This window comes from Halalkalibacter flavus (genome assembly GCF_036663575.1).
Lineage (GTDB): Bacteria > Bacillota > Bacilli > Bacillales > Bacillaceae_D > Halalkalibacter > Halalkalibacter flavus.
The window spans coordinates 157763-171884 of sequence record NZ_JAWRVK010000001.1 but is presented as its reverse complement, the minus strand read 5'-3'; the positions used below and the strand labels follow the sequence as shown (position 1 = coordinate 171884).

Sequence of the window (14122 nt, the reverse complement as noted above, 5' to 3'; positions counted from 1 at the left end):
GCCTCGTTTCGTACCAGTTATAAAGTTTTCACAATCAATGCATGCTATAATAAATACGCATTTTGCACATACATACAGGAGGTAGGTTCATACATGAAAATTAGGACAATACTACTTGCTAGCTTTTTAGCGTTCATCCTGCTACTAACAGGCTGTGGAACGGGACAGGAAGAGGAGCAAGCAGGTGAGATTCAAACGAATGATGAGACAAAGCAAGAAGAGGGAGCAAACGAAGGGCCATATCCATATACGCTTGACGTCGAAGAAAATCCAATTGTGACAATTACAATGGAAGATGGAGAAGAGATTGTTGTTGAATTGTATCCGGACATTTCACCAAATACGGTAGTAAACTTTGTTTCTTTAGTAGAAGAGGGATTTTTTGATGGACTGACTTTCCATCGTGTTATTCCCGGATTTATGATTCAAGGTGGAGACCCTGCTGGTGATGGTTCAGGTGGCCCTGATTATACCATTCCGGGCGAATTTTTGGACAATGGGTTTGAGAATCCGCTCGAACATGAGCGCGGAGTGATATCGATGGCAAGAACGAGTGATCCGAACTCTGCAGGTTCTCAATTTTTTATTATGGTCGATGACTCAGCACAATTAGACGGACAGTATGCGTCTTTTGGAAAGGTACTTGAAGGAATGGATACAGTCGATGCAATCGTTCTCACAGAACGTGACTTTAGAGATAAGCCATTTGAGGAGCAGCGGATACATACAGTAACGATTGATACAAAAGGATATGAATATCCTGAACCTGTAGTGCTGAATTAACGGGTGTGAGAAAAATAGTAGCAAAAGAGGAAGGGTGCCAACGATGACAATCTATTTAACGGAACAACTTGCCCAGGAAATTGTTGATCGAACGATGGCTATCCTTCCTTACAATATTAATGTGATGGACCAAGAAGGAAGAATCATCGGTTCAGGCGATAAGCAGCGCATTTCGACGAAACATGAAGTGGCTAGTGAAGTTTTAAGAAAGAAAGAGACAGTGGAAATTGGAAAGGGAGACACGGAATATTGGAAGGGAGTCAAAGAGGGAATTAATTTACCGATTCTGTTTCAAGGAGAGGTTCTAGGTGTTGTTGGAATAACGGGCGACCTTGAGATAATAAGAGGGTACGGTGAATTAGTTAAAATGACAACTGAAATGATTATTGAACAGGCTTTTCTTCAGAGTCAGTTACAACTCGATGAACGAATCAAAGAAGAGCTTGTTCATCAATGGCTTAACGGCAATCATCTTGATGAGAGTTTATTTTATGAAAAGGCTAAGTCCTTGCAGGTTGATTTACTGATTTCAAGAGTGGTCATCGTTGTGAAAAGTGATGATCATGATTTGGAGCGGAAACGAAAAGTTGAACTGATGATCAATGAACTTATTGAACAGGATGATCTCACTGTTACTACGTATACAGGAGAGATCGTGATTGTAAAAAAGGTGAATGTGAAAGATGACCGGTGGGAAAAGGAACGGACACTAAATACAATTCGAATTTGGATGACACAGCTAACGAAAATCGATTCGACGATAAAAGTAGCAATTGGCAGTTATCATCCAACCTTTAAAAAGCTGTATCAATCTTTTATAGAAGCAAAAGAGACAATGGAGGTTGGCGAAAAGTTAGCTCCTGAGCAAAAGGTGTTAGTGTATGATGATCTTTCTATTTATGTGTTTATGAGTAAATTAGCAAATGAAATCGAAAACAACCCTTTTTTTGATTTGATCAATAGATTAAAAGAAGAAGATGAGTTGGGAGAGCTTCAAAAGACGCTCCAAGTGTATATTAATCACAGTGGAAAAGCGATTAACACGTCAAATGAGTTATTTATCCATCGAAACTCTCTCCAATATCGATTAGAAAAAATAAAAGAAGTTACAGGCAAAGATCCTAGAAACTACAAGGATTTATTTGAATTGTATCTCTCGCTTATCATAGATACATTTGCTGAGGACAAAAAATGAATTGTTCAAATGAACAGAAAAAGGGTAAGTGGATACGGTTTATTCTGTTCATCTGAACAATGAATTGAAAATATAAAACGCTTACAATGGATACTAGATTGTGATTCAACTAGGAGGGACAACAATGGATATTCAAGTAAGCGCTTTAGGCGCAATAGTCGGTTTAGTATTAGCAATTGTTCTTATATTTAGAAAAGTACCGCCGGTCTACGCATTAGTAGGAGGAGCGATGGTCGGTGGTTTAGTCGGTGGAGCATCAGTTACAGAAACGGTTGACTTAATGATGGGGGGAGCGCAAGGGATTATCCCTGCCGTCTTACGAATTTTAGCAGCTGGTGTGCTCGCAGGTGTGTTAATTGAGTCGGGTGCAGCTGCTTCCATCGCAGAAAGCATTGTAAAGAAAATCGGGGAAAGAAAAGCGTTATTTGCCCTAGCAATTGCGACAATGATTTTAACAGCTGTCGGTGTGTTTGTAGACGTAGCTGTCATTACTGTGGCACCAATTGCTTTAGCGATTGCTAGTCGAGCAAATCTATCAAAAACCGCGATATTACTAGCTATGATTGGTGGAGGTAAGGCGGGAAATATTATGTCACCAAACCCAAATACGATTGCGGTTGCTGAGGCATTTGAAGTACCGCTAACATCTGTGATGGCTGCAGGTATTATTCCGGGGTTATGTGGATTATTTGTTACGTATGTCATCGCGAAAAGGTTAGTGAACAAAGGGACGATGGTTTCACTTGATGAAATCACTCAAACAAATGATCAAAAGCTTCCAACTTTTGGTCTTGCCATTATAGCTCCACTAGTAACGATTGTATTACTAGCCCTACGTCCATTATTTGATATTGTGATCGATCCGATGCTAGCGCTTCCTGCTGGTGGACTTGTCGGTGCACTAGTAATGGGAAAGATTACGTCTGTTAATAAGTATATTGTTTCTGGTTTAAATAAGATGTCAGGTGTGGCTGTTTTGCTTCTTGGAACAGGTACATTAGCTGGAATTATTTCGAACTCTGGTCTTCGAACTGTTTTAATTGACGGCATTGATGTGCTTGGACTGCCGTCTTACGTTTTAGCACCTGTATCAGGTATTTTCATGTCAGCAGCAACAGCGTCAACGACTGCTGGTGCGGCTGTAGCAAGTAGTGTCTTTAGTACGACATTAATTGAATTAGGTGTAGCGGGTCTTGCCGGGGCAGCAATGATTCATGCTGGTTCCACTGTTTTAGATCATCTCCCGCACGGAAGCTTCTTCCACGCAACTGCAGGAAGTGTGCTGATGAACTTCCAAGAGCGATTAAAGCTGATTCCGTATGAGTCACTCGTTGGTTTGACGATTGCGATCATTTCAACATTAATCTTTGGCGTATTTAAACTATTTTTATAAAATTAGGGAGGAACCATCATGAAGAAAATTGTCATTGCACCAGACTCGTTTAAAGAGAGTTTAACGGCGTTAGAAGCAGCGAATGCCATTGAAGAGGGCTTAAAAGAAGTTTTGCCAGGCAGCCAATTTGTTAAAGTTCCGATGGCCGATGGCGGAGAAGGCACCGTTCAATCGTTAGTAGATGCAACAGGAGGACAGATTGAGCATGCAACCGTTACGGGTCCATTAGGAGACAAAGTAAAAGGATTTTATGGACTGCTTGGTGATGGAAAGACAGCTGTTATTGAAATGGCTGCAGCATCAGGGCTTGAGTTAGTACCAAGAAAGAAACGTGATCCAATGATTGCCACGACGTTTGGGACGGGTGAATTAATTTCCATTGCTCTAGATAAAGGGGTAGAGCGATTTATTATTGGAATTGGTGGAAGCGCAACAAATGACGGAGGCGCTGGAATGGTTCAAGCACTGGGAGGAAAATTAGTAGATCAAGACGGTTTGGACATTCCATTCGGAGGAGCTGGTCTAGCAAAACTTGAACGAATTGACCTTTCGACGTTCGATATACGCCTTGCTAATGTGAAAGTCGATGTGGCGTGTGATGTTGATAATCCGTTAATAGGTCCAAAAGGGGCATCTGCCATATACGGTCCTCAAAAAGGAGCAACTCCAGAACAAATTGAGCTATTGGACGCGAATCTAGCTCATTATGCAAGCGTGATTAAGCGCGACGTTGGCAAGGACATTCAAGATGTCCCCGGAGCTGGGGCTGCTGGTGGCTTAGGAGCTGGGCTACTTGCGTTTCTACCTGCAGAACTGAAGCGCGGCGGAGATCTAGTTATTGAAGCTACGAAGCTAGAAGAAGCTGTACGCGATGCAGATTTAGTTATTACGGGGGAAGGTGGGGTCAACCATCAAACGATTCATGGAAAAACACCCATTTGCGTGGCAAATACAGCCAAGAAATATGATGTCCCCGTTATAGCGCTTGCAGGCAGTTTAACAAATGATTACACAAATCTATATGATCACGGCATTGATGCTCTCTTTAGTATTGTTCCAGGAGCGGTAACGCTAGAGGAAGCTCTAGAAACGGGTTATGAAAATATGAAAAATACGGCTCGGAATCTCGCAGCAGTGATCCATGTAATGAAAAAACGAAGCGATGTTGTCTCATAATAAATAAAGCATTTAAAATAGTAGTCCAATTCGCACATGAATTGGACTACTATTTATGTTGTTTACTAAAGATTTTTAGGTGTTAAACAGCCTGCTAGTTGAGAGGTGGTTACTGCAAAAATTTAAATAGAGAATGACTTTTTCTTGTTTAACTACCTGGTATTTAACTTAACAAGAAATTGGAAAACGATACCCAAAAGTGATGTGTTTAATGTTAAGTTAGAGGAACAGCTTAATCGGTTAGAGTTAGTTACCGTGCTAGTAAAATTGAATTTGGTATACTTTTACTGATGAACTGGTGAGGTAAAGAATTTTTATTAACTTTTGTATAAGGAGTGTGTTCAATATGGTTGGAGTAGAAATTAATATGGTTTTAAAAGATAGCTTAAAGGCACTGGAATTATACGAAAATATATTTGATATCGAGCGTGTGGAAGTTTCAAACTTTCCTCGTGGTGAAAATGAGGTAGTTTTTACCTTATATGACGTTCGCTTTCATATGTTAGATGAAAACCCAGAATTCCATTTGATCGCACCAAAACCTGACGACCCTAAAACTAGTTGGGTTAATGTTACTGTTCCAGACATTAAGGAGGCCTATGCAAAGGCGATGGATTTAGGTTGTACAGAGGTACAACCGGTTACTGAGATTTCTGATTACGGAGTATCAAACGCCATATTCATGGACCTATTTGGTTATATATGGATGCTTCATCAAGTACATAAGGAGGTTAGTCATGAAGAGCGTATACAGCTTTGGGAGGAAAAAAGGAAGAATTAACTATAGGTGTATGATAGGTTTTAAAGGAAATAGCGGAATGAGGATCCGTCAAAATCAGCAAAGCGGTACTGTAATAACCGCTTGTGATATAAGTCAAAAAGAACCCTGTTTTCAGAATGCCTAGCAAGGAAAATTCAATTAAGTGCTACATTGCAGTCTATCAGAAATATTGCTAAACTATTATTAATTAATTGTTTAACTTTTGAAGAGGTGATTATTTCATCTCTGGTTGTTGCTTTAGTATAAATTATTAGAGGAGAAGCGTATTAGCCTTCTCCTTTTACTATGTATTAGAGAGTTGAAGACGAATGAATAATAAAGGTTTATTTAAGCAAAAAGCAAATATATACGTCATCTTCCTATCTATTCTTGGGATTGCTCTCTTTTCTTTGTATGGGAATATGACGTTTGATGCCTATACGCCTATATTGTGGACCTTGATGGCTTGTTTAGTAACCGTATTAGTTCTATGCAGACATTTTACGATTCTACTACCACCAAAGGGAAATGCACTTTCAATGGATTCAGCTATTTATTTAGCATGTATTTTTGCCTTTAGTCTTGAGTTTACGTTACTGATTCTTTTTGTAAGCAGTATCATCGGTGCGCTTTATCAAGTGAAAATCCTATGGTGGAAGCATATTTTTAACTTTGCGACTTTTTCGATAATGATCGTTTCTGCCTATTCGGTTTTTGTCTTAATGGGTGGTCAAGCTGGGGTCATTAGTCCTGAATTAATCCATAGTTATATTTTCGCATTAGTTGTTTACATGCTATTAAATGTTTTTTGTATTGGGATGTATTTCTATTTGCTTGATGCCGCTAGTTTGTTAGCAAACGTTCTTGGAGTCATCAAAGAATCAATCTCAAGCTATATTAGTATTCTCATTTTGTCTCTGTTACTTGGAATTTTGCTTTTACACCAGCCATTTTATGGACTGTTTCTTTTTTCTTGTTTACTATTAGTCCTATCATATGCATTTAAAATGCACTTTAAATTGTATGAAGAAGCATCACTGAGGGCTAACGTGGACCAGCTTACTGGCCTTTATAATCATGGTTATTTTAAAGAGCTGTTAGAAGGGCTTGTGAAAGAGCAAAAGGCTGAGAAAATGAGTTTGGCAATGATCGATATTGACGACTTTAACAAATACAATGGTTATTTTGGCCATCTACAAGGCGATGAATTGCTTAAGTGCTTTGGCCTTGTATTAAAAGAGGGCTGTAGTGGCACCAATTACACTCTGGCACGGTATGGTGGAGAAGAGTTTACGATTTTGATGCCTAATACAACAGAAAGTGATGCTTTTCAATATCTAGATGAACTACGTAAGAAGATGAATGATACGTATTTCAAAGGAGTGGAAATCCTGCCGCATGGGTGCTTATCGTTTTCTGCAGGGATTATTTATCAGGAAGGAATGATCGATAGTTCTTCTGAGTTATTAGGTCAAGCAGATCGGGCCCTGTATTATGCAAAGGCACAAGGAAAGAATAAAGTTCATTTATATGATGAAAAAGATGTCGTTCAAAAAAATCTCGATGAAGAAAAAGAAATTGAGTTGCTTGAGCAGCAAGTTCGGATTTTTCTCTCAAAAGATATTAATACGTACAAGCACAGTAAACGTGTATTTACCTATGCCATCCATTTTGCTAAAAAATTAGAGTTGAGTGATTATGAGAAAAAAACATTGATTATGGGTGCGCTCATTCATGATATTGGGAAGCTAGAAATTCCAAGGGATATTATGAATAAAGAAGGGAAATTAAATCCGCATGAATGGGAAATGATCAAGAAGCACGTTACTTGGGGCAAGGAGATCATTTCTACAAATAAAGATTTATTACACTTGGTGCCGTTGGTGGAACTCCATCATGAACGCTATGATGGGAAAGGGTATCCACATGGGTTAAAAGGCGATAGCATCCCCAAATTGGCGAGAATTCTCTGTATCATTGATGCGTTTGATGCGATGACAACCGAGCGTCCGTACCAGAAAACAAAAACATTTGAAGAGGCGATTGTTGAACTTGAGCATTGTTCTGGTAAACAATTTGACCCGAAGTATGTACCGTTGTTTATTGAGATGTTACGTGAGGGCGAGATGAGGGTTGATAGGGAGATAGAGGCTGTGAACGTGTAATAATTAAAGGCTGTTTTCGCATACATTGTTGTTTTTTGCTGTACGTGTTCTCCACATGTTCGGTCCATTGCGCTCCAGCCACTCGCACCCGCAAGGAGGTGCCGAGTCTCCTCGGCTGCGCCTGTGGGGTCTCGCCCCTACCTCTTCATCCCGCAGGAGTCGAGTGACTTCCGCACCATTTCACTACGAGAAAAACGTTTCTTCACAGCATCAATCTTTACGTAAACAGCTTAATTAAAAGATAAGAAGCCTAACAGTTGAATTCAACTTTGTTAGGCTTCTTTTAGTTACGCTTATTCTAAGTTGTTTCTCCTCTTATCAGCTCAATATCAACAATGGTGTTGTTTCGCTTTTCTCCATCTTTGTCCTCAATCATGTTTATTAACGTAGAGCATAACTCACGACCGATGCGGTCAACCGGTTGCTTAACTGTGGTGAGCTTTGGTTTTTGTAGCATTCGGGTAAAAGAGTTAAAGTCATATCCGACAATCTTTAGTTGTTCTGGTACTTTAATGCCTCTTTTTTGTGCATGGATATATAAAGCGTAAGCCAATATATCATTACTACAAAAAACACCATCATAGGTAAGAAGTTCTTTGGATACTTTCTCTTCGATAAACTCTTCATGCTGTCCGAAAAATGAAAATGTGTCTCTGCTATATTCTTCTTCAATAATTTTATATGGTATGTCATGCTCCATGCATACAAGTTTAAAAGCATCGGAACGCCTATTTGGTAACATATCTAAATCAAGGGGACCGGACAGGTGCAATAGTTTTTTGCAACCACTTTCTATTAAGTGTTTCGTTGCGACGCGGCCTCCATTAAAGTTATCTGATCCCACATATGGAATATCGTTAGACATGATTCGGTCAAATGAAACAATTGGCAGATCTACTTTTCTATATTCTTCTACATCTAATGTTTGGCTGCACATGATAATGCCATCCACTCGATTTTCACGGAGCATTCCAATATAATTTGTTTCTTTTTCCGCCTCGTCTAGTGAGTTGCATAATAAGAGCTTGTAATTATTCTTATATGCGTATAATTCAATGTTCTTAATAAGTTCAGCGAAGAAAGGGTGTTCGGAGTCAGGAACAATCACACCTAAGAGATAGGATTGACTTTTCTGAAGTGCTCTAGCGATTTGATTAGGAGAATAATTAATGTCAGCCATCGCTTTTTCGACTTTTTTACGGGTTTCTTTGCCGATATATCCTCTGTTATTAATCACTCTTGAAACCGTTGTCACGGAAACTCCAGCTTTTTTTGCAACATCTTTAATATTAACCATTGATTTCTCCTTGTATAGAATTCATAAGAATTATGAAAACGTTCTAATTAAAACATACCAGAAACGAACCGAATGAGGAAGGGAGTTCTTCTGGGAAGTTTCGAATTTTAAATGTATAAAGAGTGTACCATAAATGTGGTAACGTATGTCATATAAATTTTGAGCGGTTTCATTAGATTAAAAGTAAATAAATTATAGTTTTCTATTTATTCACCTCATAAAAAAGAGATTTTAGTCACAAAAACATGTTATCGTTACCTTAAAAATGGGTTTCATAAAGAGATAATCAGTCATTTTGATATATTAAATGTTAAAAACCTAAGAGGGAATTGTGGTTTATTAAAGGTTTTCTCAAAAAATCCGTAAAAAATAAATGTGGTTTATTTTATGAAAACGTTTGACATATTTTTAAACCTTGGCTATGATATGTGTAAGCTCTTACAAAGAGAGCACTAGTTTACTAAAGTTCAAAAAATAAGAGTTTGGGGGATTGATGATGAGTAGAGCAAAGTTATTTTGTGTTTTTATGCTCATGGTAGTGTTGTTAGCTGCATGCGGCAATAACAATCAAGAAACGTCTACTGATGAAGGATCGAGTGTTGATGAGAGTCAAGCGGGTGCAGGAGTCACTGAATTAAGCATGTGGATCCACCAATCAGGCGAAGAAGAGACTGAATTTTACAAAAAGAGAATTGAAGAGTTCAATGAAGCTCATGACGGCGAAATTAAAATCAATGTCGAAGTGGTTATGGATGATGGCGGCAGCTCCTATAATGACAGCTTAAATGCTGCATTAGTTGCTGGGAATCTACCAGATGTGTTAGCGCTTGATGGCCCTTTCGTTGCGAGTTATGCAGATGCAGAAATTATTGCTCCTATTGATGAGTATATCTCGGATGAAGACAAAGAGGATTTTGTAGATTCCATTCTTCAACAAGGTACGTATAACGAGCAGTTGTATTCTTTAGGCGCAATGGAGTCATCAGTCGTTCTTTACTACAATAAAGAAATCTTTGAAGAAGAAGGAATAGAAGCACCAACAACAATTGAAGATGCGTGGACATGGGATGAGTTTATGGCTGTTGCTAAACAACTAACAACGGATGATCGTTATGGCCTCAACTTATTTATGGATTATGGTGTTGGTGAGTGGTATACGTATATGGGCGCACCGTTCATTTGGTCAAACGGAGGAGAGTTGATTTCTGAAGATGGCACAACGGTTGATGGGTATTTAAACGGCCCGGAAAGTGTTAAAGCGTTTGAGTACGTAAAGAGTTTATTTGAAGAAGGTGTCGTTAGTTTAACTCCTTCTGAAACGCAATTTGAGTCAGGGAATGCGGCAATGGCTCTTGGAGGACCTTGGATTGCCGTATCTGCAGAGAATGCTGGATTGGACTATGGAATGATGCCTTATCCATATAGCGAAGTTCCTAAATCACCATCTGGAAGTATGGCTTACGCAATTTCTACACAGGCTGAGCACCCAGAAGCTGCATACAAAGTAATGCAATGGATGACAAATGAAGAATCAGTAATAGGCTTATCTGAAGTTACTGGCATGCCTCCTGCTCGTAAGTCAGCGTTTGAAAGTATGGAAGAGTATAATGAGTTACCGAAAAAGATCATGCGTGATCAAGTTGTGCAAACAGCACATGCACGTCCTACTACACCAGCATATCCGGTATTAACAGATGCGTTTGCTCAAGCATTTCATGCAATGGCACTAGGTGAAGATGCGCAGTCAACGTTAGATCAACAAGTTACACGAGTAGAACGAGAACTACGTCGCTTTAACCAGTAAGAAGGTTGATGCCTTTTTCATGACAGTCAAGGGGCTTTCTGTAAGCCTCTTGTTCTGTTAAATGTCAGATGTGGAGTGATGGTTATGGAAACCAATAAAAAAATCAATTTGAAGCCTATCAGAGCACAGAAACGCTTTAATATGAAAACGCAAAAAACACAAGAATTTATAAATGGTTATCTATTTTTACTACCAGCTTTACTTTTGCTAGGTGTGTTTTTGTTATATCCAATGGGGATGGCTTTTTACTATAGTTTCACTGATTTTTATATATTAAGACCAGATCAAAAGCAATTCATAGGATTAGAAAATTTCACTTATATCTTTCAAGATGCCGAATTTAAACAAGCTTTTAAAAATACAGCATATTTTGCGTTACTAGTTGTCCCAATTCAAATGGCTGTTGCTTTGGGATTAGCATTATTAATCAATCAAAAGCTAAAATGTAAGGTTTTTTTCCGAACTGCCTATTTCAGTCCAGTCGTTATGTCGTTAGTTGTTGTATCGATTCTTTGGACGTTTTTATATAACCCGAATGAGGGCTTAATTAACGAGATGTTAGGTATATTTGGTATTTCTCCACAACCATTTTTGACAAGTCCTAATCAAGCGATGAATTCCATTATTGTTATGTCCGTTTGGCAAGGGGCAGGGTTTCAAATGTTGATTTTCCTTGCAGGCTTACAAAACATTCCTAAGCATCTGTATGAGGCGGCTTCCATAGATGGTGCCAACCCGCTACAACAGTTTTGGAATGTTACTCTTCCGGGGCTAAGAAATGTATCCATCTTTATTTTTGTAACGATTACGATTGCTGCTGTGAAATTATTAGTACAACCAATGATTATGACTCAAGGCGGACCATTAGGGTCGACAAAAACTCTTGTTTATCATATTTATGAGGTTGGCTTTAACTATCGAGATGTTGGTTATGCTTCTGCAATGGCAGTAGTGTTTACGATATTAGTGCTTATCATTACGATCATACAGCGTAAGTTTACGGGCGAGGAGAGGGGTTGAGCGTGATGAAGAAAAGGTTGTTAGTTAAAAATATTATATTGTATATTTTTATGACGTTATTAGCGTTCATCTTCCTATTTCCTCTAATATGGATGCTAGTTTCTTCGTTAAAAAATGAATTTCAAATCTTTGAAGATATTAGTTCGTTTAAGGCGTTTTTGCCACCTGCACCGAATGAAGGTGGGTACTTTGCAAATTATGTTGCTGCGTTTGAGCGTGTTGATTTGTTCCGTTATATGTTAAATAGTTTGATTTATACGTTTGGGATTTTAATATGCGGATTAGTCGTGAACTCAATGGCTGGTTATGCGTTGGCACGCTTTAATTTTCCATTAAGACACTTTTGGTTAGCGGTTATTATTGCAACATTAATTATTCCGCCAGAAAGTATTTTCCTGCCGCTTTATGTTCTTGTCTATAATTTTGGCTGGGTGAACACGTACACTGGGTTAATTGTTCCATTTATTGCAAATGCCTTTAGTATTTTTCTTTTTAGACAGTTCTTTTTAGACTTTCCAAAAGAGATTGAAGAAGCTGCGAAGATTGATGGTTGCTCGCAAATCGGAATCTTTTTTAGAATCATTGTGCCACTTTCAAAGCCGATCTTTGCAACGGTTGCTATCTTTACTTTTATCAATCATTGGAATGACTTCTTATGGCCGTTAGTAGTGGCAACGGAAGACCAGATGAGAACGATTCAAATTGGGTTACAGTACTTTATGAATCAACCTCCTGTTCAATGGGGCCAAGTGATGGCAGCACTGACGGTCACAACGATTCCTATGCTATTAATCTTTATTTTCTTACAAAGATATTACGTTCAAGGGTTAGCGCATACAGGTTCGAAAAACTAAATCGATAATGGATGAGAAAGGAAGGGAAGGGAACATGGGAAAGGTCATAAGCTTAGGTGAATTGCTAATAGATTTTGTACCAAAAGAAAAAGGGAAATCACTAAAGGACATCCTGGAATTTGAAAAAGCTGCTGGTGGTGCCCCTGCTAATGTAGCGGCTGCAATCGCAAAACTTGGTGGAAAAGCTGCTTTTATTGGAAAGGTTGGAAACGATGGGTTCGGTCACTTTCTTGAAGAAACCCTGCAAAAAACGGGTGTAAGTACAAACTTTGTCGTTAAGAGCGACGAGTTTAAGACGGCACTTGCTTTTGTAACGAATCAAGATAATGGCGAAAGAGAGTTTATGTTTTACCGTGATCCATCTGCAGATATGATGTTAACTGCTGAAGAAGTCGATGAACAGTGGTTTGAAGAAGGGGATATCTACCACTTTGGGTCCGTTTCCTTGATTGGGCATCCGGTAAGGGAAGCGACGGTAGAAGCACTGCGAATCGCTCAAGAAAAGGGGCTCACTATAAGTTTTGACCCAAATGTCCGCTTAGCCCTTTGGGATGATGCAGAAACGGCAAAGGAATACATTCTCCGCTATTTCAAGCAAGCTCATATTGTAAAAATTAGCGATGAGGAACTCTACTTTTTAACAGGGATTGAAAATGAAAGGGAAGCTGTTTATCAGCTATTTGGAGGGATGAATGAGCTTGTTGTCGTCACGAAAGGAGCTTTAGGTTCCGTTATTTATACAAGAGATTATTGTCAATCTGTTGGTGCGTTGAAGGTTGAGGCAATTGATACAACAGGGGCTGGTGACGCCTTTGTCGGTGGATTGTTATTCTTTTTGCAAAAAGAAATGAAGAGTAGTAGCCTCATAGATTTTCTTAAGAATGATGAAAAGGCTCGTGAAATGGTTTCATTTGCAGGAAAGTGTGGAGCCATCGCTACAACTCGTCGAGGGGCAATTCCCGCTTTACCAGCTTTAGAGGGTGTAGTGAAATCATAATAATAGGGAGTGTCGGTTATGCAAGTAGGTGGAGTTGCTGGTGGAATATATAAAGTTTGTGACTGGTTAATGAAACTAGCAATTGTCAATTTGCTATGGATCGCTTTCACAGTCCTGGGCCTTGGAATCTTTGGGATGTTCCCAGCAACGGTTGCTTTGTTAACCGTCCTTACTCGCTGGATAAAAAAAGAGGAATGTAAAGTTGTTTCAAGCTTCTTCCTTGCTTATAAAAAAAGTTTTATAAAAGCGAACATGTTGATGGTTTTAACGCTTGTAGTAGGATCTGTTTTAGCAATGAATGTGATCGTTGTTCAGTCTATGAGTGGAATTCTTCATGTATTTTTGAAGTACGGATTGCTTTGTTTGTTCGTTATGTATACTATAGTTGCTCTTTATGTGATTCCAATGGTTACGTACCAATCACATGGAGTGTGGATGACAATTAAAATGGCATTTATAACAGGAGCGTTACACCCAGTTCGAACAGGGATGTTATTAGGTGGATTTGTTCTGTTGTATTTCGTTTTACGATCAATTCCAGGGATGATTCCTTTCTATGGTGTAAGTCTAATGGGGATGTGGACGGTTGTTGTACTAGCTCCTATCTTATCAGGAGAGCAAAATGAGTCAAACAAAGAAAAAATAATAAAGAGTAGAACGGTAGCAAGAGCATAGAAG

Annotated in this window: 12 protein-coding genes; 11 read left to right on the top strand and 1 reads right to left on the bottom strand. The window is 38.9% G+C overall.

The annotated features are described in order from the left end of the window. The first annotated feature begins 93 nt into the window (after positions 1-93). From SAY88_RS00745 to SAY88_RS00720, 6 genes are all read left to right on the top strand, one after another. On the top strand, positions 94-783 hold the full coding sequence (locus SAY88_RS00745) for a peptidylprolyl isomerase (RefSeq protein WP_332628563.1): 690 nt from the start codon (positions 94-96) through the stop codon (positions 781-783). Between the two features lie 43 nt (positions 784-826). After that, positions 827-1978, top strand: a complete 1152-nt coding sequence (locus tag SAY88_RS00740; RefSeq protein WP_332628562.1) for a sugar diacid recognition domain-containing protein — start codon at positions 827-829, stop codon at positions 1976-1978. Positions 1979-2102: 124 nt separating this feature from the next. After that, complete coding sequence (locus SAY88_RS00735; protein WP_250096859.1) at positions 2103-3371, top strand: GntP family permease; 1269 nt, start codon at positions 2103-2105, stop codon at positions 3369-3371. Positions 3372-3389: 18 nt separating this feature from the next. Beyond that, positions 3390-4547 (top strand): glycerate kinase, encoded by a 1158-nt coding sequence (locus SAY88_RS00730; RefSeq protein WP_332628560.1) that lies wholly within the window; start codon positions 3390-3392, stop codon positions 4545-4547. 346 nt (positions 4548-4893) lie between these two features. Next, a complete protein-coding gene (locus tag SAY88_RS00725) occupies positions 4894-5328 on the top strand; it encodes a VOC family protein (protein WP_332628558.1) in 435 nt (144 codons plus the stop codon). 308 nt (positions 5329-5636) lie between these two features. Then, on the top strand, positions 5637-7472 hold the full coding sequence (locus SAY88_RS00720) for a diguanylate cyclase (protein WP_332628556.1): 1836 nt from the start codon (positions 5637-5639) through the stop codon (positions 7470-7472). Between the two features lie 298 nt (positions 7473-7770). On the opposite strand, the gene SAY88_RS00715 is transcribed toward SAY88_RS00720, so the two are convergent. Then, positions 7771-8769 carry a LacI family DNA-binding transcriptional regulator gene (locus SAY88_RS00715; protein WP_332628555.1) on the bottom strand — a complete coding sequence of 333 codons (999 nt, stop codon included), beginning with the start codon at positions 8767-8769 and terminating at the stop codon, positions 7771-7773. A gap of 493 nt (positions 8770-9262) precedes the next feature. Between SAY88_RS00715 and SAY88_RS00710 the strand changes: the two genes are divergently transcribed. The 5 genes from SAY88_RS00710 (at position 9263) to SAY88_RS00690 (ending at position 14119) form a co-directional block, all read left to right on the top strand. Further along, a complete protein-coding gene (locus SAY88_RS00710) occupies positions 9263-10573 on the top strand; it encodes a sugar ABC transporter substrate-binding protein (RefSeq protein WP_332628554.1) in 1311 nt (436 codons plus the stop codon). 84 nt (positions 10574-10657) lie between these two features. Continuing rightward, positions 10658-11593, top strand: a complete 936-nt coding sequence (locus SAY88_RS00705) for a carbohydrate ABC transporter permease (protein ID WP_332628551.1) — start codon at positions 10658-10660, stop codon at positions 11591-11593. Between the two features lie 5 nt (positions 11594-11598). Continuing rightward, positions 11599-12447 (top strand): carbohydrate ABC transporter permease, encoded by an 849-nt coding sequence (locus tag SAY88_RS00700; RefSeq protein ID WP_332628549.1) that lies wholly within the window; start codon positions 11599-11601, stop codon positions 12445-12447. Positions 12448-12481: 34 nt separating this feature from the next. Then, positions 12482-13444, top strand: coding sequence for a PfkB family carbohydrate kinase (locus tag SAY88_RS00695; protein WP_332628547.1), 963 nt, complete (start codon positions 12482-12484; stop codon positions 13442-13444). A gap of 18 nt (positions 13445-13462) precedes the next feature. Then, complete coding sequence (locus SAY88_RS00690) at positions 13463-14119, top strand: YesL family protein (RefSeq protein ID WP_332628545.1); 657 nt, start codon at positions 13463-13465, stop codon at positions 14117-14119. Positions 14120-14122 lie beyond the last annotated feature (3 nt).

What these genes read in the sequence shown, in the direction of transcription:
- SAY88_RS00745 (WP_332628563.1), top strand. Translation starts at nt 94, where the DNA reads ATGAAAATTAGGACAATACTACTTGCTAGCTTTTTAGCGTTCATCCTG.
- SAY88_RS00740 (WP_332628562.1), top strand. Translation starts at nt 827, where the DNA reads ATGACAATCTATTTAACGGAACAACTTGCCCAGGAAATTGTTGATCGA.
- SAY88_RS00735 (WP_250096859.1), top strand. Translation starts at nt 2,103, where the DNA reads ATGGATATTCAAGTAAGCGCTTTAGGCGCAATAGTCGGTTTAGTATTA.
- SAY88_RS00730 (WP_332628560.1), top strand. Translation starts at nt 3,390, where the DNA reads ATGAAGAAAATTGTCATTGCACCAGACTCGTTTAAAGAGAGTTTAACG.
- SAY88_RS00725 (WP_332628558.1), top strand. Translation starts at nt 4,894, where the DNA reads ATGGTTGGAGTAGAAATTAATATGGTTTTAAAAGATAGCTTAAAGGCA.
- SAY88_RS00720 (WP_332628556.1), top strand. Translation starts at nt 5,637, where the DNA reads ATGAATAATAAAGGTTTATTTAAGCAAAAAGCAAATATATACGTCATC.
- SAY88_RS00715 (WP_332628555.1), bottom strand. Translation starts at nt 8,769, where the DNA reads ATGGTTAATATTAAAGATGTTGCAAAAAAAGCTGGAGTTTCCGTGACA.
- SAY88_RS00710 (WP_332628554.1), top strand. Translation starts at nt 9,263, where the DNA reads ATGATGAGTAGAGCAAAGTTATTTTGTGTTTTTATGCTCATGGTAGTG.
- SAY88_RS00705 (WP_332628551.1), top strand. Translation starts at nt 10,658, where the DNA reads ATGGAAACCAATAAAAAAATCAATTTGAAGCCTATCAGAGCACAGAAA.
- SAY88_RS00700 (WP_332628549.1), top strand. Translation starts at nt 11,599, where the DNA reads ATGAAGAAAAGGTTGTTAGTTAAAAATATTATATTGTATATTTTTATG.
- SAY88_RS00695 (WP_332628547.1), top strand. Translation starts at nt 12,482, where the DNA reads ATGGGAAAGGTCATAAGCTTAGGTGAATTGCTAATAGATTTTGTACCA.
- SAY88_RS00690 (WP_332628545.1), top strand. Translation starts at nt 13,463, where the DNA reads ATGCAAGTAGGTGGAGTTGCTGGTGGAATATATAAAGTTTGTGACTGG.